Annotated in this window: 18 protein-coding genes and 1 tRNA gene; 15 read left to right on the forward strand and 4 right to left on the reverse strand. The window is 55.1% G+C overall.

Annotation, left to right across the window (positions count from 1 at the left end; all coding sequences use genetic code 11):
- Nucleotides 1-59: 59 nt before the first annotated feature.
- Nucleotides 60-2,771 carry a cation-transporting P-type ATPase gene (locus DFG60_RS05000; RefSeq protein WP_114570644.1) on the forward strand — a complete coding sequence of 904 codons (2,712 nt, stop codon included), beginning with the start codon at nt 60-62 and terminating at the stop codon, nt 2,769-2,771.
- Nucleotides 2,772-2,837: 66 nt separating this feature from the next.
- Here DFG60_RS05000 and DFG60_RS05005 read toward each other — a convergent pair whose 3' ends face one another.
- Entirely contained in the window at nt 2,838-5,927 is a 3,090-nt protein-coding gene (locus tag DFG60_RS05005; protein WP_114570645.1) for an efflux RND transporter permease subunit, read from the reverse strand.
- Between the two features lie 183 nt (nt 5,928-6,110).
- On the opposite strand from DFG60_RS05005, the gene DFG60_RS05010 reads away from it, so the two are divergent.
- The 4 genes from DFG60_RS05010 (at nt 6,111) to DFG60_RS05025 (ending at nt 9,278) form a co-directional block, all read left to right on the forward strand.
- Nucleotides 6,111-6,183: transfer RNA gene (locus DFG60_RS05010), tRNA-Val, on the forward strand.
- 175 nt (nt 6,184-6,358) lie between these two features.
- On the forward strand, nt 6,359-8,029 hold the full coding sequence (locus DFG60_RS05015) for a DUF262 domain-containing protein (RefSeq protein WP_114570646.1): 1,671 nt from the start codon (nt 6,359-6,361) through the stop codon (nt 8,027-8,029).
- Between the two features lie 45 nt (nt 8,030-8,074).
- Nucleotides 8,075-8,590, forward strand: coding sequence for a GNAT family N-acetyltransferase (locus DFG60_RS05020; protein ID WP_114570647.1), 516 nt, complete (start codon nt 8,075-8,077; stop codon nt 8,588-8,590).
- A gap of 97 nt (nt 8,591-8,687) precedes the next feature.
- Nucleotides 8,688-9,278: a zinc ribbon domain-containing protein gene (locus tag DFG60_RS05025; RefSeq protein WP_114570648.1), complete on the forward strand. Its 591-nt coding sequence runs from the start codon at nt 8,688-8,690 to the stop codon at nt 9,276-9,278.
- A 53-nt stretch (nt 9,279-9,331) separates the two neighbouring features.
- Here the strand turns inward: DFG60_RS05025 and DFG60_RS05030 are convergent, their stop codons facing one another.
- A complete protein-coding gene (locus DFG60_RS05030; RefSeq protein ID WP_114570785.1) occupies nt 9,332-10,333 on the reverse strand; it encodes a PTS transporter subunit IIC in 1,002 nt (333 codons plus the stop codon).
- Nucleotides 10,334-10,698: 365 nt separating this feature from the next.
- Between DFG60_RS05030 and DFG60_RS05035 the strand changes: the two genes are divergently transcribed.
- The 5 genes from DFG60_RS05035 to DFG60_RS05055 all read left to right on the forward strand — a co-directional run bounded on the left by DFG60_RS05035 (nt 10,699) and on the right by DFG60_RS05055 (nt 16,063).
- Nucleotides 10,699-11,433, forward strand: coding sequence for a metallophosphoesterase family protein (locus DFG60_RS05035; protein ID WP_114570649.1), 735 nt, complete (start codon nt 10,699-10,701; stop codon nt 11,431-11,433).
- A gap of 137 nt (nt 11,434-11,570) precedes the next feature.
- Nucleotides 11,571-13,706, forward strand: coding sequence for a malate synthase G (locus DFG60_RS05040; RefSeq protein ID WP_114570650.1), 2,136 nt, complete (start codon nt 11,571-11,573; stop codon nt 13,704-13,706).
- 12 nt (nt 13,707-13,718) lie between these two features.
- Nucleotides 13,719-14,012 carry a hypothetical protein gene (locus DFG60_RS05045; protein WP_114570651.1) on the forward strand — a complete coding sequence of 98 codons (294 nt, stop codon included), beginning with the start codon at nt 13,719-13,721 and terminating at the stop codon, nt 14,010-14,012.
- Between the two features lie 52 nt (nt 14,013-14,064).
- Nucleotides 14,065-15,342, forward strand: a complete 1,278-nt coding sequence (gene aceA / locus DFG60_RS05050; protein ID WP_114570652.1) for an isocitrate lyase — start codon at nt 14,065-14,067, stop codon at nt 15,340-15,342.
- A gap of 157 nt (nt 15,343-15,499) precedes the next feature.
- A complete protein-coding gene (locus tag DFG60_RS05055; RefSeq protein ID WP_408608652.1) occupies nt 15,500-16,063 on the forward strand; it encodes a sterol desaturase family protein in 564 nt (187 codons plus the stop codon).
- A 44-nt stretch (nt 16,064-16,107) separates the two neighbouring features.
- Here the strand turns inward: DFG60_RS05055 and DFG60_RS05060 are convergent, their stop codons facing one another.
- Nucleotides 16,108-17,070 carry a quinone oxidoreductase family protein gene (locus DFG60_RS05060; protein ID WP_114570654.1) on the reverse strand — a complete coding sequence of 321 codons (963 nt, stop codon included), beginning with the start codon at nt 17,068-17,070 and terminating at the stop codon, nt 16,108-16,110.
- A gap of 112 nt (nt 17,071-17,182) precedes the next feature.
- On the opposite strand from DFG60_RS05060, the gene yidD reads away from it, so the two are divergent.
- Nucleotides 17,183-17,467, forward strand: coding sequence for a membrane protein insertion efficiency factor YidD (yidD, locus tag DFG60_RS05065; protein ID WP_232818630.1), 285 nt, complete (start codon nt 17,183-17,185; stop codon nt 17,465-17,467).
- A 47-nt stretch (nt 17,468-17,514) separates the two neighbouring features.
- On the opposite strand, the gene DFG60_RS05070 is transcribed toward yidD, so the two are convergent.
- On the reverse strand, nt 17,515-18,984 hold the full coding sequence (locus DFG60_RS05070) for an aldehyde dehydrogenase family protein (RefSeq protein WP_114570656.1): 1,470 nt from the start codon (nt 18,982-18,984) through the stop codon (nt 17,515-17,517).
- Between the two features lie 166 nt (nt 18,985-19,150).
- Here DFG60_RS05070 and DFG60_RS05075 point away from each other — a divergent pair, with 166 nt between their 5' ends.
- From DFG60_RS05075 to brnQ, 4 genes are all read left to right on the forward strand, one after another.
- Entirely contained in the window at nt 19,151-20,389 is a 1,239-nt protein-coding gene (locus DFG60_RS05075; RefSeq protein ID WP_114570657.1) for a DUF2254 domain-containing protein, read from the forward strand.
- 15 nt (nt 20,390-20,404) lie between these two features.
- Nucleotides 20,405-20,887, forward strand: coding sequence for a DUF456 domain-containing protein (locus tag DFG60_RS05080; protein WP_114570658.1), 483 nt, complete (start codon nt 20,405-20,407; stop codon nt 20,885-20,887).
- A 172-nt stretch (nt 20,888-21,059) separates the two neighbouring features.
- Nucleotides 21,060-22,394 carry a hemolysin family protein gene (locus tag DFG60_RS05085; RefSeq protein WP_114570659.1) on the forward strand — a complete coding sequence of 445 codons (1,335 nt, stop codon included), beginning with the start codon at nt 21,060-21,062 and terminating at the stop codon, nt 22,392-22,394.
- A gap of 172 nt (nt 22,395-22,566) precedes the next feature.
- The gene (brnQ, locus tag DFG60_RS05090) at nt 22,567-23,874 is read left to right on the forward strand and encodes a branched-chain amino acid transport system II carrier protein (protein ID WP_114570660.1); all 1,308 of its coding nucleotides are present in this window, start codon (nt 22,567-22,569) and stop codon (nt 23,872-23,874) included.
- The last annotated feature ends 127 nt before the right edge of the window (nt 23,875-24,001 follow it).

The following is a 24,001-nucleotide window of genomic DNA, read 5'->3' on the forward strand; positions in this document are numbered from 1 at the left end:
AGGGGGAAAGGATACTAATGGAAGGGAGAACGCGACTCTAGCGAAGGAGGCGGGCGCTGATGGCGCAAAGTTCGTCACGGATTGAACAAAAACACATTCCAATCGCTTGGCACAGCCGGGAAGTGGAGATGATCGAACAGGAACTCGATGTAAGGCGCGAGGAAGGTCTGGCGGACGAAGAGGCAACCCGGCGTCTTGAACAGTCGGGCTTGAACGTCTTGCCTGAAGGAAAAAAGGAGCCGTCCTGGCGGAAATTCCTGAAGCAGTTCAATGATCCGCTGATCTATGTCCTGATTGGGGCGGCTGTCGTCACGGGAGGGCTCGGCCATGTCGTGGATACGGTCATCATCGCCCTCGTCGTCTTCTTGATGGGGCTCGTCGGATATCTCCAGGAGAGCAAGGCGGAGCGTGCGCTTGAAGGAATCAAGGAGATGCTCTCTTTGCGCGCCCTCGTGCTCCGGAGAGGACAACGTCTCAAAATCGATGCCGCACACCTCGTCAGGGGCGATGTCGTCTATCTCATGCCGGGTGACCGGATACCAGCCGATCTGAGGCTTTTCGTCTCTGATAACCTGAAGGTCGAGGAATCGGCGCTGACCGGGGAAGCGGCCGTGATCGAGAAGACGACTGAAGCCTTGCGGGAGAAAATAGGACTCGGCGACCGGACGAATCTCGCTTTTTCAGGTACGTCAGTCGCTGCCGGAACAGGGATCGGAATCGTCGTAGAGACGGGAAGTGATACCGAGCTCGGGAAGATCAACGCATCGATCGCGGAGGTCGAACCGATCAGGACACCCTTGATCGAACAGACGGCACAATTCGGCAAGATGGTCGCCTTCGCCATCCTCGCCGTCTCGATCGCGACGTTCCTCTTCGGCTATTACTGGCGCGACTTCGAACCGGGGCTGCTCTTGCTCGCCGTCATCGGGCTTGCTGTCGCTGTCATTCCGGAAGGATTACCGCCGATCATCACGATCATCCTCGCGATCGGGGCGCGGGAGATGGCCAAACGCAAAGCGATCGTTCGAAATCTGCCATCCGTCGAGACGCTTGGTGCGGTATCGGTCATCTGCTCGGACAAGACCGGAACGTTGACGAAGAACGAGATGACCGTCGTCGACATCGAGACGGTCAGCCGCAGGTATCAAGTGACCGGCACCGGATACGCGCCGGAAGGAGTCATCAAGGCGGAAGCCGGAGAAATCAGCGATGACGATGAGCTCGCGGAGCTGCTTGAAGCTGCCGTGACCTGCAACGAGGCTGGACTCTATTTCGATGAAGGAAAGGGACGATGGCGCATAACGGGCGACCCGACGGAAGGGTGTCTCGTCACGCTCGCGAGGAAAGCGGGACGACCGGTGGAGAAGCTGCCGGTGATCGCCAAAATACCTTTCGACTCCGCTCATAAATATATGGCGACACTGTCAAAAAGAGACGGAGGTCACGTCATCTATCTGAAAGGTGCGCCGGACCGGTTGTTCGCGATGGCCCGGTCGAGCGATCCAACCTTCGATCTTGCGCGCTGGGAGAAGAAGCTGCTCAGTCTCGCCAGGAGGGGCGAGCGTGTGATCGGGATCGCGAAACGTGTCATCCCGGACGGAAAGACGGAAATCGATCCGGAGGACTTGCGAAGCGGGGTCGAGTTCCTCGGATTGTGCGGAATCCGGGATCCGTTGCGCCCGGAAGCTCACGAGGCCGTCAAAGCCTGCCGGGGTGCAGGGATACAGGTCAAGATGATCACAGGGGATCATAAGGAGACGGCACTCGCGATCGGTCAGGAGCTCGGTATCGCGAAGGACGGTCTCGCCCTCGAAGGGACGGAGATGGATGAGATGGACGACGAGCAGCTGAAGCTCGCCGCTGAGAAATACAATATCTTCGCCCGGACGAGCCCGACGAACAAGACACGGCTTGTCAGCGCGTTGCAGGCGAACGGGGAAATCGTCGCGATGACCGGGGATGGCGTCAACGATGCGCCGGCGCTCCGACGGGCCGATATCGGCGTCGCGATGGGGATAAAAGGGACCGAAGTGTCGAAGGAAGCGGCTGAGATGGTACTCGTCGACGACAACTTCCGGACGATTTTCGAGGCGGTCAAGGAAGGCAGGCGCGTCTATGACAACCTGAAGAAGACGATCCTGTTCATCCTGCCGACGAACGGCGGGCAAGGATTGTTGATTCTCGCAAGCATCCTGTTCGGGGTCGCGCTCCCGCTTACGGCACTCCAAATCCTTTGGGTCAATATGGTCGTCGCAGTGACACTCGCCTTCGCGAATGCGTTCGAGCCGCTTGAAGCGGGGTCGATGCACCGGAGTCCTCGACCGAAGCATACACCGTTGCTCAGCCGTTATTACGTGTTTCGCGTGACGCTCGTCTCGATCCTGATCGGTGTCGGCACGCTGCTGATCAACGCCTATTTGCATCGCCAGGGCGCATCGAGCAACTTCATCCATACGATGACGCTCAACACGATCGTGTTCGGTCAGCTCTTCCATCTGTTCAACACGCGCGTCGAGACGGCTCCTGCGTTCAACGCGGCATTTTTCCATAACAAGGTCGCGTTCTATATGTCGTTTCTGTTGATCGTACTTCAGCTTCTGATCACCTACCTGCCGCTCATGAACAAGGCGTTCGGGACGGTTCCGCTCTCGCTTTCTGATTGGATCATCCCGATCGGCTTCGGTCTTGCGATCTTCCTGTTGATCGAGGTCGAGAAGGTGATTGCAGCCCGCTTCCGCTGGGCGGAGTGGAAGGTGAGGGAACGGAATTGAATTCGAGTAACGTTTTGCGACACCACGAAAAAATCGCCCCTTTCAAAATGAAAGAGGCGATTTCTTTTAGGATTTTCGTTCTGACTTCGCTTTTTTGAAGAAGAACAGTTCATAGACGACAGGCACGATGATCAGCGTCAGCAAGGTCGACGTCGTCAACCCGCCGATCACGGTCAGGGCGAGCCCCTTCGAGATGAGCGTTCCGGATGACGTCGTCAATGCGAGCGGCACGAGTGCCATGATCGTCGCAAAAGCCGTCATCAGGATTGGACGAAGCCGTGTCTTTCCGGCCTCGATCAACGATTCGCGGATCGGAAGACCGCGTTTCGTATTCTGACCGATCCGGTCGACGAGCACGATCGCGTTCGTCGTGACGATTCCGATCAGCATCAGGAAGCCGATCATCACACTGACCGATAGCGGTTCGCTTGCGAGATAGAGTGTCACGAGCGAACCGATCGGAACGAAGATGAGCGAAGACAAGATGATGAACGGGGTACGGGCCTTGCCGAACGTGATCAACATCGTCAGGTAGACGAGTCCGATCGCGACGACGATGGCGATACCGAGCGACTGGAAGATTTCGACCGTCTCATCGTTTCCGCCGCCGCTCGTCAGTGACACGCCTTCAGGCAGATCGAGCTTCTTGACATCTGCCTCGACCGTACTTGAGACGGCCTGGACGTCGTCGCCTTTCACCTGTCCGGAGACTCGTGCATAGACGCGGCCGTCGAGTTTTTGGATGGATGTGAACGAGTCGACTTCTTCGACGACAGCGACGTCCTTCAGTGACACAGGACCCGTCGCGCTGAACAGCTGCACGTCCTCCAGATTCTTCTTCGATTCAAGCGACGCGTCGTAGGAGAGTTGGACTTCCTGCTCCTTGCCGTCGAGGTCGAGCGTACCGACCGTTACCGGACGCGTCTGATCGCTCACCGTACCGAGGATCTGGAATCCGGACAGGCCGCGGTCACTCGCTTTTTCCGGGTCGATCACGACGCGGTATTGTTTCTGTTTATCGCTGAAGTTGTTCGTGACATACTTCAGATCGTTGTTTTGCTGCATCGATTTCTCGACGAGAGCGGCTGCTTCCTGAAGCGCTTCCGGATCGTTCGAGAAGAGGTCGATGTCGACGTTGTTGTTCGAAGGCGGACCGCCTGTCTGCAGTTCGGCGATGCTGATTTTCGCGTCCGCACCGTCCTCTTCTGCGATCTGCTCCATCTTGCTCTCGAGCGAGCGGATTGTCTTTTCGACGTCAGCGCCATCCTTCAGACCGAGGAAGTAGCTTGCCTTGTTGTCGAGTCGGAGCCCGGTCGAGAAGTCACGGGCACCGACGGATGTCGTGACATCGCCGATCGCGTTCTCCTCTTCGAACATCTCCTCCATCTGAAGGGACAGATCGCTCGTCGTATCGAGCGACGAAGCGGCTGGGAGTTCGATGGTCGCCGTCAACGTCTTCGATGCCTCGTTCGGGATGAAAGTGAAGCCGAGTTGAGGCACGATGGCGAGTGAACCTCCAAGCAGGAGGAACGACAGGGCGAGGATAATCGCCTTGTGGGAAAGCGAACGCTCGATCAGACGCCCGTACCAGCGTTGAAGCGCACCTTCCTTCTCCTCTTTCGGCACCTTCTTGAAGGAGAACTTAGCAAGAATCGGTACGATCGTGATTGCGACGAGCAATGACGCGAGGAGTGAGAAGATGATCGTCAGGGCGAACGGGAGGAAGAACTTCCCTGTGATGCCGCCAACGAAGCCGATCGGCAGGAAGACGACGACCGTCGTCAGCGTCGAGGACGTGATCGCCTTCAGGATTTCCTTCGTCGACTCCTCGATGATCTCGTCAGTCATGCCGCCAGGTGATTTTCGGACGCGGCGGAAGATGTTCTCGATGACGACGATGGAATCATCGACGACCCGGCCGACAGCGACAGCCATACCACCGAGCGTCATGATGTTAAGCGAGATGTCCTGCCAGTTCAGGAAGATGGCCGCGATCAGGAGCGACAGCGGAATCGAGATGATGGCGATGATCGTCGCACGCAGATTGCGCAGGAACAACAGGACGGCGAGCGAGGCGAACAACGCGCCGAGCAGGCCTTCCTTGACGAGCGTCGTGACCGACTCCTCGATGTCCTTCGCAGAATCGATCCCGATCGTATAGTCGACCTGATCCTTGTACTCGTCGAGGACCGCCATGACTTCGTCCGCGATTTCGACCGTGTTCGCATCCTGTTTCTTCGTGATGGCCATCGAGAGCGAGTCCTTCGTATTGAAACGTGTCTTCTCGCTCTGCTTCGAGACGGCCTCGATCTTCGCGACGTCCTTCAGGCGGACCGGTGCTGCTTGCGTTGCCGGTTCGGGTGACGTGCCAGGTTGTCCGCTTGGGGGACCGGCGTTCGTCTGAGGCGGGCTTGACGCTCCTGCAGCCGGTGTCAGCTGAAGGTTCTCGAGCTTATTGATCGTCTCGAGTTTTTCTTCGACCCGGACAGGGATTTGCGATTCACCTTCCGTCAGCTGGCCTGCAGGGAACGACAAGTACTTCGCATTGACTTGTTCTTTGATGGCGGACAGCGAAAGGCCGGCTGCTGTCGCTTTTTCTTTGTCGACCGTGATTTGGACGAGATCGTTCTTATAACCGCCGACCGAGATGTTGTTGACACCATTGATCTTCTCGAGCTTCGGCTCGATCTCTTCCTTGAGCAGCGTGTCGATGTCTTCTCCGTCTTTACTGAAGAAAGAGATGTTGTAGATCGGGAATGCGCCGAAAGACAAGCGGTTGATTTTCGTCTCCGCTTCCTCCGGCAGGTTCGCATCCGCGATGACAGCGTCGACCTGCTGCTCGACGTTGTCCATGTCTGTATCGAACGGAAACTCGAGGTTGATGATACCGATGCTCTCATATGAAGAGCTCGTCAGATTCGTCGACCCTTCGATGCCTTTCAGGCTGGTTTCGAGCTTCGAGACGACCTGCTCGTCGACGTCACCAGGTGAGGCGCCAGGGTAGACGACTTCGATAGAGATTTGCGGAAACTCGATTTCCGGGAACTGATCGACCTTCAGTTTAGTGAAGGAATAGACGCCTCCTAGAACGAGCAAAAATGCGATGATGAAGACCGCGACCGGGTTCTTCAGACTGAACCTCGTCAAAAAATTCATGATGATCCCTCCTTATTTTTATATGTGATTAATTACATAGTAGGTGACCTGTGCGATGGGTGCAAGTTCTAACTGTACGAAGATCGATTACGGGGGCGAAAAACAAAATAAAAAAATTTTAAAAAAAGCTTTACTCTTTTCGATATGTTGATATAATAAAAGTATCCCAGAAAGACATCACGTGATTCTGTAGCTCAGCTGGGAGAGCGCTACCTTGACAGGGTAGAGGTCGCTGGTTCGAGCCCAGTCAGAATCATACCGGAAGAGCTCCATGGCATATGCCGTGGGGCTCTTTTTTGTTCATCCCTCTAAGATCGAACGGCAGGACGTGTTCCCTTCTTACACCGAAATGAATGAATGTTTCGCAAATAGGATATACTCAAAGAAGAGACACGGCACAATGAGATTCATTCGGAAAAGAGGGGACATAGATGAAAAACACGTTAACGGCACAGGAGACACCGCTCCACAAGGTGTTCTCGGACGATTACCTGTTCACGATCCCGCCCGTCCAGCGGCCTTATTCGTGGACGACGGACGAAGCCGGGGAGCTGCTCGACGATTTGTTGAACTACATCGATCATTATAAAATCACGGAGTCGAACATCGGGGATATCGACGAACCGTACTTCCTCGGGAGCATCGTCCTCGTCAAACAGGACGGCCCGAAGGCGGAGGTTCTCGACGGACAGCAGCGTCTGACGACGCTGACGATATTGCTCGCGGCTCTTCGCGATCACCTCGACGAAGACTATGCGGCGGAGATCGAGAGCCTGATCCTTCAGAAGGGGAGCCGTATACGGGGAATCGAGGATACATACCGGCTCGAACTGCGTAACCGGGACAATGACTTCTTCAAGAACTACATCCAAAAGAAGGATGGCATCAGGAAACTCCAGAATGCGACGGTCAAGACGGACAGCCAGAAGATGATCAAGGAGAACGCGCTCTACTTCATGGAACGTTTCGAGAGCCTTGACGCATCGACATTGAAGGTATTACCGGGGACGGTGGCGACGCTCTGCTACATCGTCATCGTATCGACGCTCAACTTCGATTCGGCGTTCCGCATCTTCACGGTCCTGAATGACCGGGGTCTCGACCTGCTGACGAGCGACATCTTCAAGGCGCGCGTCGTCGGGGAGGTCGCTACACGCGAACAGGGGAACTACACGGCTAAGTGGGAGGACGTCGAGGTTTCGCTCGGACGCGAACGGTTCAATAAGCTGTTCGAACATCTACGGATGATCCTGCAGATGCGTAAAGGCAGCGCGAACCTGAAGGAAGAGTACGATGAGATCTTCAAAAAGGTGACCGGCAAGACATTCATCAACGATGTCCTGATCCCGTACAGCGAGATCTATCTTCGGCTGACGGACTACTACTCCTACTACGGGGACAAGCCGGAATTGATCAAGATCCTGACGCTGCTCAATCGGGTCGACAACGTCGACTGGCTTCCGGTCGCGATGTTCTACATCCATAAGAACGGCGAGTCGCGGCTCGAGGAGTTCCTCGTGCGGCTCGAGACGCTCGCGGGAACGAGCATGGTGCTGCGCAAAAACTACAACTGGCGTCAGGGAAGATATCCGCAGATCCTCAAAGAGATCGAGGCTGGGCAAAACGTCTTCTCGCCAAAGAGCGCGCTCGAAGTGCGGGAAAGCGACAAGAAGGACGTGATCACGAAGCTCGAAGGCGACGTCTACACGGAGTTGAAGGACTCTGCGAAGCGTTACGTGCTGCTCAGACTCGACTCGATCCTCTCGAACGGACAGCCGCACTACGACCACTCGATCATCACGGTCGAACACGTCTTGCCGCAACGTCCGGCTGCGAACAGCGAATGGCTGAAGAACTTCGACGAGCCTGAAGCTTATGTCCATAAGCTCGGCAACCTCGTCCTGTTGACGCGGGCGAAGAATGCGCAGGCGCGCAACTACGATTTCGCAAAGAAGAAGTCGGCCTACTTCCAGTCGAAATCAGGCGTGACCTCGTTCGCGCTGACGACGCAGGTCATCGGCGAGAAGAAGTGGACGCCGTCCGTCCTCGAAGAACGTCAGCAGAAGCTGATCGGGTTGTTGAAAAAGGCGTGGAAGCTCTAATCCGGCCAAGTAAATAACGTTCAAAAAAAGGGGGAGTCGGACGGGATGAACCTGAAAACGAATCATCTATTGATCCGTCCTTTCGATGAGAGGGATGCGGATGCATTGCATGACTACGTCTCTAATCCTTCCGTTATGACCTATTTGCCGGAGGACGTCTTCGACTTTGAAGCGACACGTGTCTTCATCGCGGATCAAGCCGAGAAAGCTGAAAAGTATGCAGTCACGCTGCAGGAAGAGCTGATAGGCCATATCGCGTTCCATCCTTATTTCGGGGAGCATACGTATGAAATCGGCTGGGTGTTCCATCCGGATCATCACGGAAAAGGATATGCGTCAGAAGCGGCGTCCCGGGTACTTGAATACGGTTTCGAGACACTCGGACTTCACCGGATCATCGCGACGTGTCAGCCGGAGAACATCGCCTCCTGGCGCGTGATGGAGAAGATCGGCATGCGACGCGAAGGGCATTTCAAAAAATGTATTCCGGCAGGAGACGACTGGTGGGACGAATATTACTATTCGATTCTGCAGGAAGAATGGAAAAGGCCTCAAGCGTGAGCTTGAGGTTTTTTTTATGCCTATGAATAAATTTAGACTGGGTTAAACTTCCAATTGATGTATAATCGGTTCAATCATTCTGAAAGAGGCGAGAAAAATGATAGAGAGAATCCGAGTAGCTCCACCATGTCCGAAATGCGGAAGCAAGGAAACGTACGATATCATCCCGGAGCTCGAAGATGATCATAATGTGCAAATTGATGAATCTCTTTTGATCGGGCTTGAGGAGTACAGCCTCGGGAACGCCTGTTACGCATGCATCGCGTGCGGTCATAAATGGAAAAAGTTCCGCGGTCGCAGGCCTTATCTGGATTTAGAAAGCTTCAAGGCGTATGTCGGAGGATTTCATGGACCGTGTTACACGATCGGAATCGATTTTCGAACGGGGGAGCTGACGTGGGACTCTGAACCGGACAGCTATTACGAGATCGATGTTCTTCAAAACCGGGAAGAGCGTGTTTTGACGGAATCCGAGCTCGATTGGCTGCGAGAAGGACTTTACAAATGCGATGTCTTGAACTGGGCCGACAACTATCAGATGTTTGCGATCATGGACGGCACGCAGTGGAATGTCATCCTTGACGGGGAAGCGTATCACGAAGTCAAGCAGGGGAGTAACCACTTCCCGAAGCAGTGGAACCGTTTCTGCAAACTGATGGAGAAGGTCAGCACGAGAAGTTTCCGCTGATCAAAAACAGCCGCAATTCCCTACACGTTCGTAGGGGACTGCGGCTGTTCGACTTACTGGATTTCGAGTGCGAGATCGCCCTTCTTCGTCCATCCTGCATGTTTGATTGCGCGATAGAGAACGAACGTGATGACAGCCGGCAGCAAGACGCCGGCGCCAAAGAAGATGGAGAACGCAGTCAGCCCTTGGTCGACCCAGATGCTGAGGGGAGCGATCATCGAGTTCAACCCGAGACCTGCCAGCTCGTAAGGGACTTGCAACGAGAAGATCAGGGTAGCGATCGGCGCAGAGACCATCGCGGCGAGGAACGGCGGGACGACGAGACGCGGATTCTTGACGATGTTCGGGAACTGGACTTTCGGCGTGACGAAGAACGAAGCGATCAATGCACCCGGTTCAGCTTGGCGGTATGCCATCAGGGTGAATCCGACGAATTGGGCCGTACAGCCGATCAACGCAGCGGCACTTGCGACGGGATCGAGCTGAAGTGCGATCGCGAGGGCGGCTGATGATGCCGGAGACATGAGCAACGCACTGAAGACGAGTGCGATCAAAAGTGATGTCGCGATTGGTGACGTGGCCACCGACGCTGTAACGCCAGCGCTGACTTTCGTCAAGAGGGGCGTCGTGACAGCTGCGGCACCCGTCCCGATGATTCCTCCTCCGAGGACGGCAGAGACAGGGATGGCCATCATGTCGAACTTCGTCTTTCCTGTCACCCGTTTTCCGATCCAGACTGCAGCTGCTGCGGCGATCAAGGCACTGATCGGCTGACCGGGGACGAGGGTCAGCCCCGCTTCGGACGCCTGTAAGGCAGCACCACCGATCGTCGCCGAAATCATCGCGCTGAACAGGATGAGTGTGTTCCCGCCGAGCTGATAGGCGACGCCGGCACCTAGAGCAGGTGCGAGCAGCGCTTTCGCGACCGCTCCAATCATCATCAGCATCTCGCTTCCAATCATCTTGCCGATCGTCTCAATCAACAAGCCAACCCCTAAAGTCACGAGTACGGCATTCGCCATCCCGGCAGACACTTTGACCATCCGGTCCATCATATATTCCTTCACTCTTCCTCATCCTCTCTGTTTCTCTCTTTGTCCATGAAAAAAGCCTATCCGTCATCGGATAGGCGACCTTTATGATACAGGCGCCTCATCCGTTCCATCGGAAGAAGGGCCCAAGCGTATTCCAGCAGCTGGAATCGTCTCAGTCCCTCTTCTTTAGAATAATGAGTAGCGCACGGCGTTCGAATGTCACGGTAGTCATCGCTTGGTCCCTCCCTTGAATTGTGATTAAGAGTAACACGTGTGAAATGAATAATCAATATTTTCTGAAAATTATCAGTCGAGAATTTTTGAGTTGTATCGAGGGTATTGATTGAACTACGATTGTACACTGTAAAGGGAAGGGGGGAATCAGGATGAAATTCGCAGTTTTGACGGACGTCCATGGAAACGCAGCAGCACTTTCCGCGGTGCTCAAGGAAATCGACCGCATGGGGGACGTCAAGCGGATCTACTGCCTAGGAGATTTGGTCGGCATCGGTCCGGAGCACAACGAAGTGCTCGAACTTGTGACGAAGCGGCAAGACATGAGGACGGTATCCGGCAATCACGATGAGGCGGTGCTTGCGCTCATCCATGGCGAGAAGTACCCGGAGAGCTATCTCCATGCGAAGGAGCATCATCAGTGGGTAGCGGATACGCTTGATCCCGAGTACGTCGCGTGGCTTGAAGCGTTGCCGCGTACGCTCCGCGGGTCGTTCTCTGGTTCAGAAGCATACTTCACACACTATGCGTATCGTGACGAGGAGGCTTTGATCGGGGACGAACCGCTCGCAAGCGCCGTCGACGGAACGGAAGAAAGCTTGCCGCAGCTGTTTGAAGGAGAAGATGCGACGCTGATCTGTTTTGGCCACCATCATCCCGTCCAGCATATAGAAGCAGATGGCGTCACCTATCTCAATCCGGGAGCGCTCGGATGCCAGCCGACGGCGGTCGCACCTTATGCGATCGTCGAGAAGAGGAGTTCCGGATGGGACGTCGAATTGCTGGAAGCCCCGTACGACGACACGGAATTTCTAAAAAAATATGAGGAACGCGACGTCCCATCGAAGGCACTGTTGCGCCGGTTGTTCCATGGGGACCGAAAGTGAGAGGAGACTCTCGCTTTTTTTTTTGTCAAAAAATTGGATTGACAGTACACATACATGCTGTTATATAATACAATCATAAATAATAAACTGTTATATAACAAAAGGGTGGAACGGAAATCGAAAGGGAGGTTTGGCGATTGGAAGGATATCGGCACTTTGGAGATCATCAATTTTCGGAAGCACTTGTCGAATTCGTAGAAGGCGAAGTATTGCCGGGCCTTGATATCGAGAGCAGCGTCTTTTGGCGCAGGGTGAGCGGTCTGTTGACAGAACTCGCCCCGGCGAACCGTCTGCTCTTAGTGGAGCGGGACGGCATGCAGGAGCAGCTTGATCATTGGTACCGCGAATTCAAAGAGGGTGCGGAGATCGAGGAAGTGTTCTTGCGTGAAATCGGATACCTCGAGGAGGAGACAGGCCCCTTCCGGATCGAGACGGAAGGCGTAGACCGGGAAATCAAGGAGCAGGCAGGTCCGCAGCTCGTCGTCCCGCTCGATAATGCACGTTATGCCCTCAACGCGGCGAACGCGAGGTGGGGAAGCCTTTACGACGCGCTGTACGGGACGGACGTCATACCGGGCGAAAGCTCGAATGTTGGAGGATACGACCCGGTGCGGGGAGCGCAAGTCATCGCATATGCGAAACAGTTCCTCGACAGTGCCATCCCGCTCGCGGAAGGAAGTCACACCGACGTGACGGGATACAAGGTAGAGGAAGGTCGTCTCCTGGTCGAACTCGCAGGTAAGACGACTGTATTAAAACAGCCCGAACAATGGGTCGGGAGGCGGGACGGTGCGTTACTGTTCCGACACAGTGGTCTCCATATCGAGCTGCAATTCGATCCGAAGCATCCGGTCGGCATGACGGACCCGGCATCGCTCAAGGACATCGTCGTCGAGGCGGCGACGACGACGATCGTCGATTGTGAAGACTCGGTCGCAGCCGTCGATGCCATCGACAAGATCGGTGTCTACCGCAACTGGCTCGGGCTGATGAACGGGACGCTCGAAGCGACTTTCGAGAAAAACGGGCACATGTTCAAACGGCGTTTGAACAAGGACCGTCAGTACGAGGGGCCGGATGGAAGGCTGTTCGACCTGCCTGGAAGATCGCTTCTCTTCATCCGAAACGTCGGTCATTTGATGACGACGGAACTCGTCAAAGACGAATCCGGCATGGAGATGCCGGAGGGGATCATCGACACCGTCCTGACGAGCTTGATCGCGAAGCATGATCTGATGCGTTCAGGAGAGCGGAATTCGAGAGCCGGATCAATCTACATCGTCAAGCCGAAGATGCATGGCTCGACGGAGGCCGCCTTTACGAACGAGTTGTTCGACCGGGTCGAGGACCTGATCGGTGTCCCGCGCCATACGATCAAGGTCGGCGTGATGGACGAAGAACGCAGGACATCGCTCAATCTCAGAAACTGTATCCATGCCGTGAAGAAGCGGATCGTCTTCATCAACACAGGATTCCTTGACCGGACGGGTGACGAGATCCATAGCGTGATGGAGGCAGGACCTGTCGTGCGGAAACAGGAGATGAAGCAGGCGGAGTGGTTGAACACCTACGAAGATTCGAATGTCGCGACCGGCCTGAACTGCGGTTTCGAAGGGAGAGCACAGGTAGGAAAAGGGATGTGGGCGATGCCGGACTTGATGCTTGAGATGATGCGGCAGAAGATCGCTCACGTCGAAAGCGGCGCGAGTACGGCGTGGGTCCCGTCGCCGACGGCAGCGACGCTCCATGCGCTTCATTATCATACGGTCGATGTCAAATCCGTTCAGCGCAGGGAGAGACCGGCAGTCGACCGGCTCCGGATGCTTTCCGTCCCGATGATGGCTTCGTATTCGGACGATGAGATCCAGGAAGAACTCGAGAACAACTGCCAAAGCATCCTCGGCTACGTCGTCCGCTGGGTCGAACAAGGCATCGGTTGTTCGAAGGTGCCGGACATCCATGGAGTCGGTCTGATGGAGGACCGGGCGACGCTGCGCATCTCCAGCCAACATATCGCGAACTGGCTCAAACACGGAGTCGTCACTAAGGAACAAGTGAGGAGCGCGATGGAACGGATGCGGGACATCGTCGACGAACAGAATGAAAAGGACCCGGACTATCGCCCGATGGCCGGCCACGATTCGGTCGCCTTCGAGGCGGCGCTCGAACTGGTATTTGAAGGGCATCGTCAGCCGAACGGTTATACCGAGCCGATCCTGCACCGACGCAGGAAGGAATTCAAACGTCAAGCGAAACAGGCGCCTGTCAACTAAGGAGGAATGAACATGAACGCTTACCGACTGGAACAAGAAGAGATGATCAAAGGATGGATCACGAAGAAGGAGACGGCAGGCGCGACGCTTGATGAGCTGTCTGGAACTGTCGTCGTCTGCGGCAATGAACTCGTCCGGCTCGTTCCGGGAGCGAACGGTCAGCTTGAAGTCAGCGCGGAACGTTTCACAGAGGTCGTCGTCCTTTCCCGCCGTGAACGATTCGAGGACCCGAAGTCATGCCTCGTCTGCGGGATGGAGCATGAACATGCGAAGGCGGCGACGGAATGCTGCGCGGAAGTCGAGTGATCAGAACTACCTTTCATTGACCAAATACATCTATTCTAAGGAGAGAATGAGGATGCAAAAAGAGCAAATCGGGATGTTGCAAGAGCAGTGGGGAACGGAGCGGTTCGAGGGAGTTGAACGCCCCTATTCGCCGGAGGATGTCATCCGCCTGCGTGGTTCGGTCATGATCGAGCAGACGCTCGCCCAGCTCGGAGCAAGACGGCTGTGGGAGTTGCTCGAAACGGAAGATTATGTCCCTGCACTCGGCGCATTGACAGGTAACCAGGCGATTCAGCAGGTGAAGGCGGGACTCAAGGCGATCTACTTGAGCGGCTGGCAAGTGGCGGCAGACGCCAACCTGTCAGGACAGATGTACCCGGACCAGAGCCTTTATCCGGCGAACAGCGTCCCGGCCGTCGTCAAACGGATCAACCAGGCGTTCCAGCGGGCGGATCAGATCCAGCAGGCGGAAGGCAAAGGGGACACGTATTGGTACGCCCCGATCATCGCCGACATGGAAGCAGGGTTCGGCGGGACGCTCAACGTGTTCGAGCTGACGAAGGCGATGATCGAGGCGGGGGCGAGCGGCGTCCACCTCGAGGACCAGCTGTCGTCGGAAAAGAAGTGTGGGCACCTCGGCGGCAAAGTCCTTCTGCCGACGCAGACGGCGGTCAAGAACTTGATCGCGGCACGCTTGGCAGCTGATGTCATGGGTGTACCGACCGTCATCATCGCCCGGACCGACGCGAACGCGGCGAACCTGATCACGAGCGATGTCGACCCGGTCGATCACCAGTTCTTGACCGGGGAGCGGACGCCGGAAGGGTTCTATGAGACGAACGCCGGCATCGAACAGGCAATCGCCCGCGGTCTCGCTTACGCACCGTACGCGGACCTCGTCTGGTGTGAGACGTCTGAGCCGAACCTGGACGAGGCGCGGCAGTTCGCGGACGCGATCCACGCCGAGTTCCCGGGCAAGCTGCTCGCATACAACTGTTCTCCATCGTTCAACTGGAAAAAGAAGCTCGACGAGGAGACAATCGGACGCTTCCAGCAGGAACTCGGAAAGATGGGCTACAAGTTCCAGTTCGTCACGCTCGCAGGCTTCCATGCGCTCAACCACAGCATGTTCGAGCTCGCCCACGCCTACAAGGACCGCGGGATGGCCGCCTACTCAGAACTGCAGGAGGCGGAGTTCGCTTCCGAGGTGAAAGGATACACGGCGACTCGCCACCAGCGCGAAGTCGGGACAGGGTATTTCGATGAAGTGTCCCTCGTCATCTCGGGAGGCATGTCGTCGACGATGGCTTTATCAGGGTCGACGGAGGCAGAACAGTTCACGAATCATTGAGCGGAAGGAGGAGGGAATCCTCCTTCTTTTTTTCATGGTTGAAGGAAGAAAGGGGAATGAACGAGAATTCATCTTTGAGCTAGGAAAATGAAAAAGGGGATGTCATACATTGAAAACCGTCTATCGCAATTTTTTCTTCTTCCCGGATGTACTGATCATGTCAGGCCTGTTGCTCGCGATGGTCATCTACGTGTTGACGACACCGCTGAGCTGGTGGCTGCCGGTCAGCTTCGTGCTCGGTCTGTTCGTCTTTGCGTTCAGTGAATACCTGACCCATCGATTCCTGTTCCATCTGAAGACCCCGAAAAACAAGTTCATGCTGAAGTTCCTGAAACGTCTTCATTACGATCATCATGCGAAACCGAACGAGCTCCATTTGCTGTTCCTCCCTGTCTGGTACAGCATTCCGAACCTCGGCGTCCTCGCGGTGATCGCCTACTTCGCGACAGGCTCGCTGCCGCTGACGCTTGCCTTCGCAAGCGGTCTCGTTGCGATGTTGCTCGTGTATGAATGGAAACATTACGTCGCGCACGTCCAGCTGAAACCCCGGACCCGGTTCGGGAAATGGATGAAGAAGACGCACCTGCTGCATCACTTCAAGAACGAGAACTTCTGGTATGGGGTTTCGAACCCGCTCGGTGACCTCGTCTTCGGCACGCTGAAGGACGAGAAGGATGTGCCGATGAGCAAGACGGCGAAAGACTTGGAAGCACGCCGCTGAACACAAAAAATCCGTCCCTTTTCAAGTGGGGACGGATTTTGGTTTCAGGGGCGCAGGAGGATTTTACCGGTGCTCTTGCGGCTTTCTAGCAGATCATGAGCGAGCGCGCCGTCCTCTAAGCTGAATATGGTCGGCGTCTCGAGTGACAATTGGCCGGACAGGACCCAATCGAACAGCTCGCCGCTCCGGCGAATCCGTTCCTCGTGCGATGTCAGGACGTTCCATAGATCGCCTCCGGTAAGCGTCTTCGATGTGTCCATCAGCATCCTTGGGTCGATCGCGACCGGATCACCGCCCGCCATGCCGTAGAAGACGACTGTTCCACCCGTCCGTGCAGCAGCGAAGCTGTCGAGGATCGTCGAGCCGATCGATTCGTAGACGACGTCGACGCCGCGTCCATTCGTCTTCGAGCGGACTTCCTCGACCCAGTCCTCGCTGTACAGATAGACGTCCGTGCAGCCGTTCGCCTTCGCGACAGCTGCCTTTTCCTTCGACGAGGTCAAGCCAATCACGATGCCGCCCTGCAGACGGATGATCTGCGTAAGCAATTGACCGACGCCGCCGGCTGCCGCATGGACGAGCGCGATATCGCGCGGGCGGATCTGATAGCTGTCACGCGTCAGGTAATGCGCCGTCAATCCTTGAAGCAGGAGGGAGGCGGCCGTATCGAAAGAGATGCCGTCCGGAAGCGGAATGACCTTATCAATCGGAGCCGCGACGAACTCTGCGTTCGCGTTCGGGACGTCAGCAAAAGCGACGCGGTCGCCGGCCGTAAACGGCGAATCTGCCGCAGCCTCGACGATGATGCCTGCTCCCTCATAGCCGAGGACGTAAGGAGGAGTGCCTTCGAGGTGATAGTTTCCTTTGCGGCGATAGATGTCGGCGAAGTTCAAACCGATCGCCTTCATCTCGATCAGCACCTCACCTGCCTTAAGGGATGGCTTCGGGATTTCCTGATAAGAGAGGACGTTTGAACCTCCGAACGTACTGAATGTCAATGCGTGCATGCGATCACTTCCTTTTGTCTGTTATCTACATTCAGTATAAGACAAACGACGGGAAATGAAGCGGACGATGGCTTATACTTGTCTCAAACGCATACGGAAGGAAGAAAGAATGATGAAACAAGTGATGATTGGCGGCATCCGCTTCTATCAACGGTTCATATCTCCCGTCAAACCGGCCACCTGCCGCTTCTATCCCTCCTGTTCCCATTACGGGAAGGAAGCGATCGAGAAGCATGGCGCAGTAAAGGGCGGCTATCTGACGACGCGCCGTCTCCTGCGTTGTCAACCGTTCCACCCCGGCGGACTTGACTTCGTGCCGGAGACGTTCGACTGGAAGGCACCGCTGCAACGCGAGAATCCGAATGAGAAAACGGAAGATGAAGATGCCACTGAATGAGAAGAAGACTTGCGATCCGATCGTCGGAACGCAAGTCTTCTTTTGTATCAAGGGAAAAATGGTTTATAAGCACGCTGTTCATGCATGACCGATACCCACTGGATCGTCGTGAACTCTTCGAGCACCCATTCACCGTTGAAGCGGCCGAGTCCCGAATCCTTCTCGCCTCCGAACGGGATGTGCGGCTCGTCGTTGACGGACTGATCGTTGACGTGGATCATGCCGGTCTCGATATCGAGCGCGAATCGTGTCGCCCGTTCGATTGATCCGCCGTGTACTGCACCGCTTAGACCGTAAGGCAGCGAGTTCGAGATTTCAATCGCTTCCTCGTCACTTTTGAACGGAATGATGACCGCGACCGGTCCGAAAATCTCATTCTTCGCGAGCGGCATGTCGTTCGTCACGCCGGTCACGACGGTCGGTGCGATCACGTTGCCCTCGACGCTCCCGCCGACCAGAACCTTTGCGCCTTCCTGCTTCGTCTTCTCAAGTTCGTCCATGATGCGTTCGATCTGGTCCTTGTTGATGAGCGGGCCGACCTGCGTCCGTTCGTTCGAAGGATCTCCATACTGAAGTTGTTTGACGCGCTCGACGTAGCGCTCGACGAACGTGTCATGGATCGATTCAGCGACGAGAATCCGGTTAGTCGCCATGCAGATCTGGCCTTGGTGATAGAACTTGCTGTAGACGGCCGACTCGACGGCGCGATCGATGTCCGCGTCGTCGAGGACGACGAAGACGTTGTTCCCACCGAGCTCGAGCGCTGTCTTCTTCAGGTGTTTCCCCGCAAGTTCGCCGATGTGGCGTCCGACCTCGGTCGATCCCGTGAAAGAAATCAGGCGGGGGACGGGATGCTCGACGATCGCGTCGCCGATCTCAGAACCGCGTCCAACGACGATGTTCAGCAGTCCTTTCGGAAGCCCGGCTTTCTCGAACAGATAAGCGAAAATCAATCCGCCTGTCACAGGCGTGTCGGTCGCCGGCTTGACGACGACCGCGTTTCCGATCGCGAGGGCCGGTGCAATCGAGCGAACGGCCAAATGGAACGGGAAGTTCCACGGGCTGATCACGCCGATGACACCGAGTGCTTTCCGGTAGAGCCGGTTTTCCTTGCCCGGGACGACGGAAGGGCGAATCTCGCCGTGCATCCGGAGCGGGAACGTCGCAGCCTCCTTGACGATCAGAAGTGACGCCTTGAACTCGCCTTCCGCCTTGATTCGCGTACTGCCTGATTCCTTGACGAGCCAGTCGATGATCAATTCCTTCTCCTGCTGCATCACCTCGATGAAACGCTCGATCAATCCCTGTCGTTCGAGCGCAGGACGTTTCGCCCAGTCCTTCTGCGCCCGCTTTGCCGACTGGTAGGCATCATCGAGATCCTCCTCGCTGGCTGCCTTGATGTCGAAAAGCGTTTCCCCTGTGAAAGGGTTCGTATTCGTCATCGTGCGCTCGCTCTTCCCTAAACGCCATTCTCCATCGATAAAGATTCTTGTGAAATCGAATGTTTCTTTATTCATTCTCTCTTCATTCCCTTCCTGTTCAAATCAACAATCAACTATTCACCTAATAAGGGAAAATGAAACGTTTCAATGTAGGGGAATGATTGCCGCAACGCGTTTTAAAGAAGGCAGGACAAGGAAAAAGAAGTATTAGCAGAATAATGATTGAAGGGGAGCAGAGACGATGCGAAAACAATGGAAAGTGCTGTTGCGTGAGGCGAATTGGTGGTGGCCGCTTCTCTATGGAATCGGAGGGGCAGTGTTGACGGCGGCAGTCCTCTTCGTCGATACATACGACCTGTTCCCGAAAAGTTTCCGGACGACGACGAGTCTTGCCCAGACGATTCACAGCTCCGTCTTCACCGGATTGTTGACGATGATGACGTTCACGTTCTCGACGATCCTTGTCGTGTTGACGACCTACTCCTCACAGTTCTCGCCACGGACACTGCCGACGTTCATCGAGAACAAGAAGATTCAGCATATTTTCGGCGTCTTCATCGCTGCGGTGACCTATAGCATCACGAGTCTGCTTTTCATGAAGCCGTCGTTCAAGGAGACCGTCGTCGCTTCAGGCGTCGCCGTATTAGTCGTGCTGATCGCGGTGATCGCCTTCGTCCAGTTCGTCCACATCGTCAGTCAGTCGATTCAGGTTGGCCGGTTGCTCGATACGTTACACGATGAAGGCATCGCGCTGATCGAGGAACAACTGGAACATTTTACTGAAGGACGCCATAAGGTCACGTTCGACATACCGTCCTACGCGCAGCCGCTTCTCAGTCCCGCGACGGGGTATGTCCGCTTGATCGACCACGATGAAATACTGGAATCGGGGAATGTCTCGATCGATGTGCCGATTGGCGATTTCGTCACGGAAGGACAGATCATCGGCACGGTGAACGGAGGCGAGACGGAAGGAATCGTCGTCGGTCTTTCGCGTTCGGCCGAGCAGGATCTTCCGTTCGTCCTGCAAAAACTGGCAGAAGTCGGTTTGCGTGCGATTTCTCCAGGCATCAACGATCCGAATACGGCTCGTCACGCCATCCGCTATATCGGGGATCTGTTCCGGCGTCACGCCGCCCAGCCTGACGGGCATCTCGAAATCGAACGAGACGGCAAGCGGTTGGTGATGCGACGCGAGTCTTTCGATCGCTTGCTTTATCTGACGTTCCATCAGTTGCGGCATTACGGAAAAGAGGACGTTTCCGTAATTGCGACGATGCTCGAGGCACTTATGCTCGCAAAGCGCCAGGCGCTTCCGGAGCATGCGAAGGCGATCGATGACTTCATTCCTTTCATCCTCAGCGGCATCGAATTTTCGGGACTGAATGAATGGGATGCCCGCTATTTGAGGGACTGGGAGGAAAAAGCCTTGAAACCTATCAGTCCTTCATCACGTAACAACGGAGTAGACAACTTTTAGAAAGCAGGTAGAAAAATGACAGCAGTACTTTGGCTACTTATCGTAGCTTGTTTCATCGCAGCATTCGCAGGACTGGTCTATCCGGTCATCCCGAGCGCACCGCTCCTGATCATCGGGTTCCTGATCTACGGTTTCGGTTTCGGCTTTTCGGAGTTGACATGGACGTTCTGGGTCATCCAGTCGATTTTCATCTTCCTGTTGTTCACACTCGATTATCTCGTCAGTGCCTATACGGTCGACAAACGCGGTGGATCGAAAGCCGCCAAGGTGGCGACGACGATCGGACTGATCGCTGGTCCGTTCATCCTTCCGGGGATCGGTCTTTTGATCTTCCCGTTCGTCTTCGCGATCCTTGCCGAGAAGCTGATCGACAAGAAGACATGGCAGGCATCTGTTTCGATTGGAATCGGGACGGTCCTCGGCATCTTGTCGAGTGCGCTGCTGAAGGGTCTTGCGATGCTCCTCATGATCGCGATCTTCATCCTCTACATCGTGTGAGGAAGGCGGATTCTACACTTTAGGCCGGAATTCCGTTATAGTAGGGATAATACACAAAAAAATAAGAGACACGTTCTCTTGGCGACCGGAAGGCATTTTTTGCCCTTCCGGCAGCGACGGCTTCACGCCGCCGCGAAAAAAATGGAGGTGAATCCCCTGGAAGGGGAAACGATTGGACAGTATACTTTTACTCAACTTATTCTTGGTAGCGTTATTGATTTTGTTGACGGCATTCTTCGTAGCAGCCGAATTCGCAGTCGTCAAAATGCGGATGTCACGAATCGATCAATTGATCACGGAAGGTAACAAGAAGGCGAAAATCGCAAAGCAATTGCTCGAGAATCTGGATTACTATCTCTCGGCTTGTCAGCTCGGTATCACGGTGACAGCACTCGGTCTCGGTTGGCTGGGTGAGCCGACGGTGGAGAAGATTCTTCACCCGGTGTTCGAGAACTTCGAGATTCCAAGCTCGCTTTCAACGATTCTCTCGTTCGTCATCGCGTTCTCACTTGTGACATTCCTGCACGTCGTTTTAGGCGAACTGGCACCAAAATCACTCGCGATCCAGAAGACAGAGTCCATCACCTTATTGCTCGCCCCTGCTCTTTACCTGTTCGGTAAGGTCATGAAGCCTTTCATCTGGCTCTTGAACGGGTCGGCACGTGTCTTCCTTCGGACTTTCGGTGTGGAGCCGGCAGGGCATGAAGAAGCCCATTCCGAGGAAGAGCTCAAGATCATCATGACTCAGAGTTACAAGAGCGGTGAGATCAACCAGACCGAACTGTCCTACATGCAGAACATCTTCTCGTTCGACGAGCGTGTCGCGAAAGATATCATGCTGCCGCGGACGGACCTCGTCACGTTGCCTTCGACTGCGACGCTTGAGGAAATCATCAGTATCGTCGAAGAGCACCAGTTCACGCGTTATCCTGTCGCAGAGGACGGAGACAAGGACAAGGTCCTCGGCTTCATCAATGCGAAACAACTCTTCACGGATCACATGGCCAAGAAGGGCAAGGCCCTCAGCTATTACATCCATAACTTGCCGATCATCTCGGAGTACTCGCCGCTTCAAGACGCGATGCTCAAGATGCAGGTCGAGCGTACACCGATGGCACTCGTTATCGACGAGTACGGTGGGACGGCAGGTGTCATCACGATGGAGGACATCCTCGAGGAAATCGTGGGAGAGATTCGTGATGAATTCGACAAGGATGAGAAGGCGGACATCGAACAAATCCACGAACGCCTCTATCGTGTCTCCGGCCGCGTACTCATCGACGATCTGAACGAGCGCTTCAACCTCGGAATCGAGGAAGAGGACATCGACACGATCGGCGGATGGGTCATGGCCCAGGATACGGAAGTATCGAGCGGTCAGGAATTCCGCTTCGATGCCTACACCATCAAAGTGATGGAGGTCGATAATCACCAAGTGAAATCGATCTATCTGCAAATCGCTGAACATCCTTCCGGGTCATCGGAAGACGATGAAGCGACTAGCTGATTTTTTCAAGACCGCCCCTGGGGCGGTCTTTTTTTGGATTAAACCGATGATAGCGTTTTCAATATGTCTAAATTGTGAACTTAACCGAATTATCTGACAATTATCATGTCATTCATGTTACGATTGCACCTATCTTCTTCGTTTTACAAAACAGAGAGAAAAAGGGGGAATCATGGTGACATCTGCAAATCGTATCGTTTTGACCAGTTTAATGTTATTTTCTATGTTTTTTGGGGCAGGGAACTTGATTTTCCCGCCGTTACTTGGACAATCCGCCGGTGACGCGACAAGTCTCGCGATGATCGGCTTCATCGCTTCTGCCGTCGGCCTGCCGATTCTAGGAGTCGCCGCTATCGCAAAGACCGGCGGCTTCGAGCAGCTTGCGGGACGCGTCCATCCATTGTTCGCGATATTGTTCCCGCTCGCGGTGTATCTTGCAATCGGGCCGTTGCTCGCCATTCCACGCGCAGGCAGCCTCGCCTACGAGATGGGTGTTGCACCATTCCTTCCTGAGGGTTGGAACGGAGCGTTGCCATTGTTCATCTACACGCTCCTCTTCTTCGGATTCGCCTACTTCCTTGCGCTTGATCCGGATAAGCTTGCGAAGCGCTTCGGCGCGATTTTGACGCCGGCCCTTCTCTTGTTGATCGGTGCGATCATCACGCGCTCCTTCTTCGTCGATTTCGGAGAGACGGGAAGTGCGACCGGCGCGTACGCCGCTTCACCAATCGCTCAAGGGTTCCAGGACGGCTACTTGACGATGGACGCCCTTGCTTCGCTTGCCTTCGGGATTGTCGTCCTCTTTGCTTTGAAGAATCAAGGGGCTCCAAAAGAACGTCTCGTCAAGGAGACGATCTATGCTGGAGCGATTGCCGGTTCGGTTCTGCTTGCAGTCTATCTCGTCCTCGGTTACCTTGGTGCGAAGAGCACTGGATTGTTTGCGCCGGCTGAGAACGGGGCGGGGACGCTGACGAACCTGATGCTCCACTTCTTCGGTCAACCGGGAGGAATCCTGCTCGGCCTTCTCTTCACACTGGCCTGCCTGACGACGTCCGTCGGTCTGATCACGTCATGTGCGCAGTATTTCGCGAAACAGTTCCCGCGCGTCTCCTATCGTTCGTGGATGACGATACTGACGGTTTCGAGTCTTTTCACGTCGAACCTCGGCTTGAGCAAAATCTTGCAGGTCTCTGTACCGGTCCTGACGTTCGTCTATCCGGCAGCAATCGTCCTGATCCTGCTCGGACTCGTTGACGATTACCTTCGCATGAAGCGTCTCGCATACGCCGGGGCAATCAGCTTCGCTCTTGCGGTCGGTCTGTTCGATGCCCTGCAAGCGATGCAGGTGCTTGATTCACCGCTCTCGTTCATGCCGTTCGCTGAACAAGGGTTTGCCTGGGCGACACCGGCAGTCCTGTTCATCCTCATCGGTATGACAGGACGGAAGGAAGAAGTGCAGGTGCAGGAAGAAACAGCATGATGATGCTCTATATGAACACTTGCGGCTCCGGCCGCAAGTGTTTTTTTGTTTACCGTCTAAATCAGAGTGGTATTACAGACTATGTGGCTAAGCGCCAACAGCTAATCTCGACGAAAAGGGGTAGTTT

Source organism: Exiguobacterium flavidum, assembly GCF_003344535.1.
In the GTDB taxonomy this organism is placed as follows: Bacteria; Bacillota; Bacilli; order Exiguobacteriales; family Exiguobacteriaceae; genus Exiguobacterium_A; species Exiguobacterium_A flavidum.

Excerpts from the sequence above, each read along its gene's own strand:
- yidD (WP_232818630.1), top strand. The coding sequence starts at position 17,183 with ATGAAACAAGTGATGATTGGCGGCATCCGCTTCTATCAACGGTTCATA.
- DFG60_RS05035 (WP_114570649.1), top strand. The coding sequence starts at position 10,699 with ATGAAATTCGCAGTTTTGACGGACGTCCATGGAAACGCAGCAGCACTT.
- DFG60_RS05020 (WP_114570647.1), top strand. The coding sequence starts at position 8,075 with ATGAACCTGAAAACGAATCATCTATTGATCCGTCCTTTCGATGAGAGG.
- DFG60_RS05060 (WP_114570654.1), bottom strand. The coding sequence starts at position 17,070 with ATGCACGCATTGACATTCAGTACGTTCGGAGGTTCAAACGTCCTCTCT.
- DFG60_RS05070 (WP_114570656.1), bottom strand. The coding sequence starts at position 18,984 with ATGAATAAAGAAACATTCGATTTCACAAGAATCTTTATCGATGGAGAA.
- aceA (WP_114570652.1), top strand. The coding sequence starts at position 14,065 with ATGCAAAAAGAGCAAATCGGGATGTTGCAAGAGCAGTGGGGAACGGAG.
- DFG60_RS05000 (WP_114570644.1), top strand. The coding sequence starts at position 60 with ATGGCGCAAAGTTCGTCACGGATTGAACAAAAACACATTCCAATCGCT.
- DFG60_RS05030 (WP_114570785.1), bottom strand. The coding sequence starts at position 10,333 with ATGATGGACCGGATGGTCAAAGTGTCTGCCGGGATGGCGAATGCCGTA.
- DFG60_RS05075 (WP_114570657.1), top strand. The coding sequence starts at position 19,151 with ATGCGAAAACAATGGAAAGTGCTGTTGCGTGAGGCGAATTGGTGGTGG.
- DFG60_RS05015 (WP_114570646.1), top strand. The coding sequence starts at position 6,359 with ATGAAAAACACGTTAACGGCACAGGAGACACCGCTCCACAAGGTGTTC.
- DFG60_RS05025 (WP_114570648.1), top strand. The coding sequence starts at position 8,688 with ATGATAGAGAGAATCCGAGTAGCTCCACCATGTCCGAAATGCGGAAGC.
- brnQ (WP_114570660.1), top strand. The coding sequence starts at position 22,567 with ATGGTGACATCTGCAAATCGTATCGTTTTGACCAGTTTAATGTTATTT.
- DFG60_RS05080 (WP_114570658.1), top strand. The coding sequence starts at position 20,405 with ATGACAGCAGTACTTTGGCTACTTATCGTAGCTTGTTTCATCGCAGCA.
- DFG60_RS05005 (WP_114570645.1), bottom strand. The coding sequence starts at position 5,927 with ATGAATTTTTTGACGAGGTTCAGTCTGAAGAACCCGGTCGCGGTCTTC.
- DFG60_RS05045 (WP_114570651.1), top strand. The coding sequence starts at position 13,719 with ATGAACGCTTACCGACTGGAACAAGAAGAGATGATCAAAGGATGGATC.
- DFG60_RS05055 (WP_408608652.1), top strand. The coding sequence starts at position 15,500 with ATGTCAGGCCTGTTGCTCGCGATGGTCATCTACGTGTTGACGACACCG.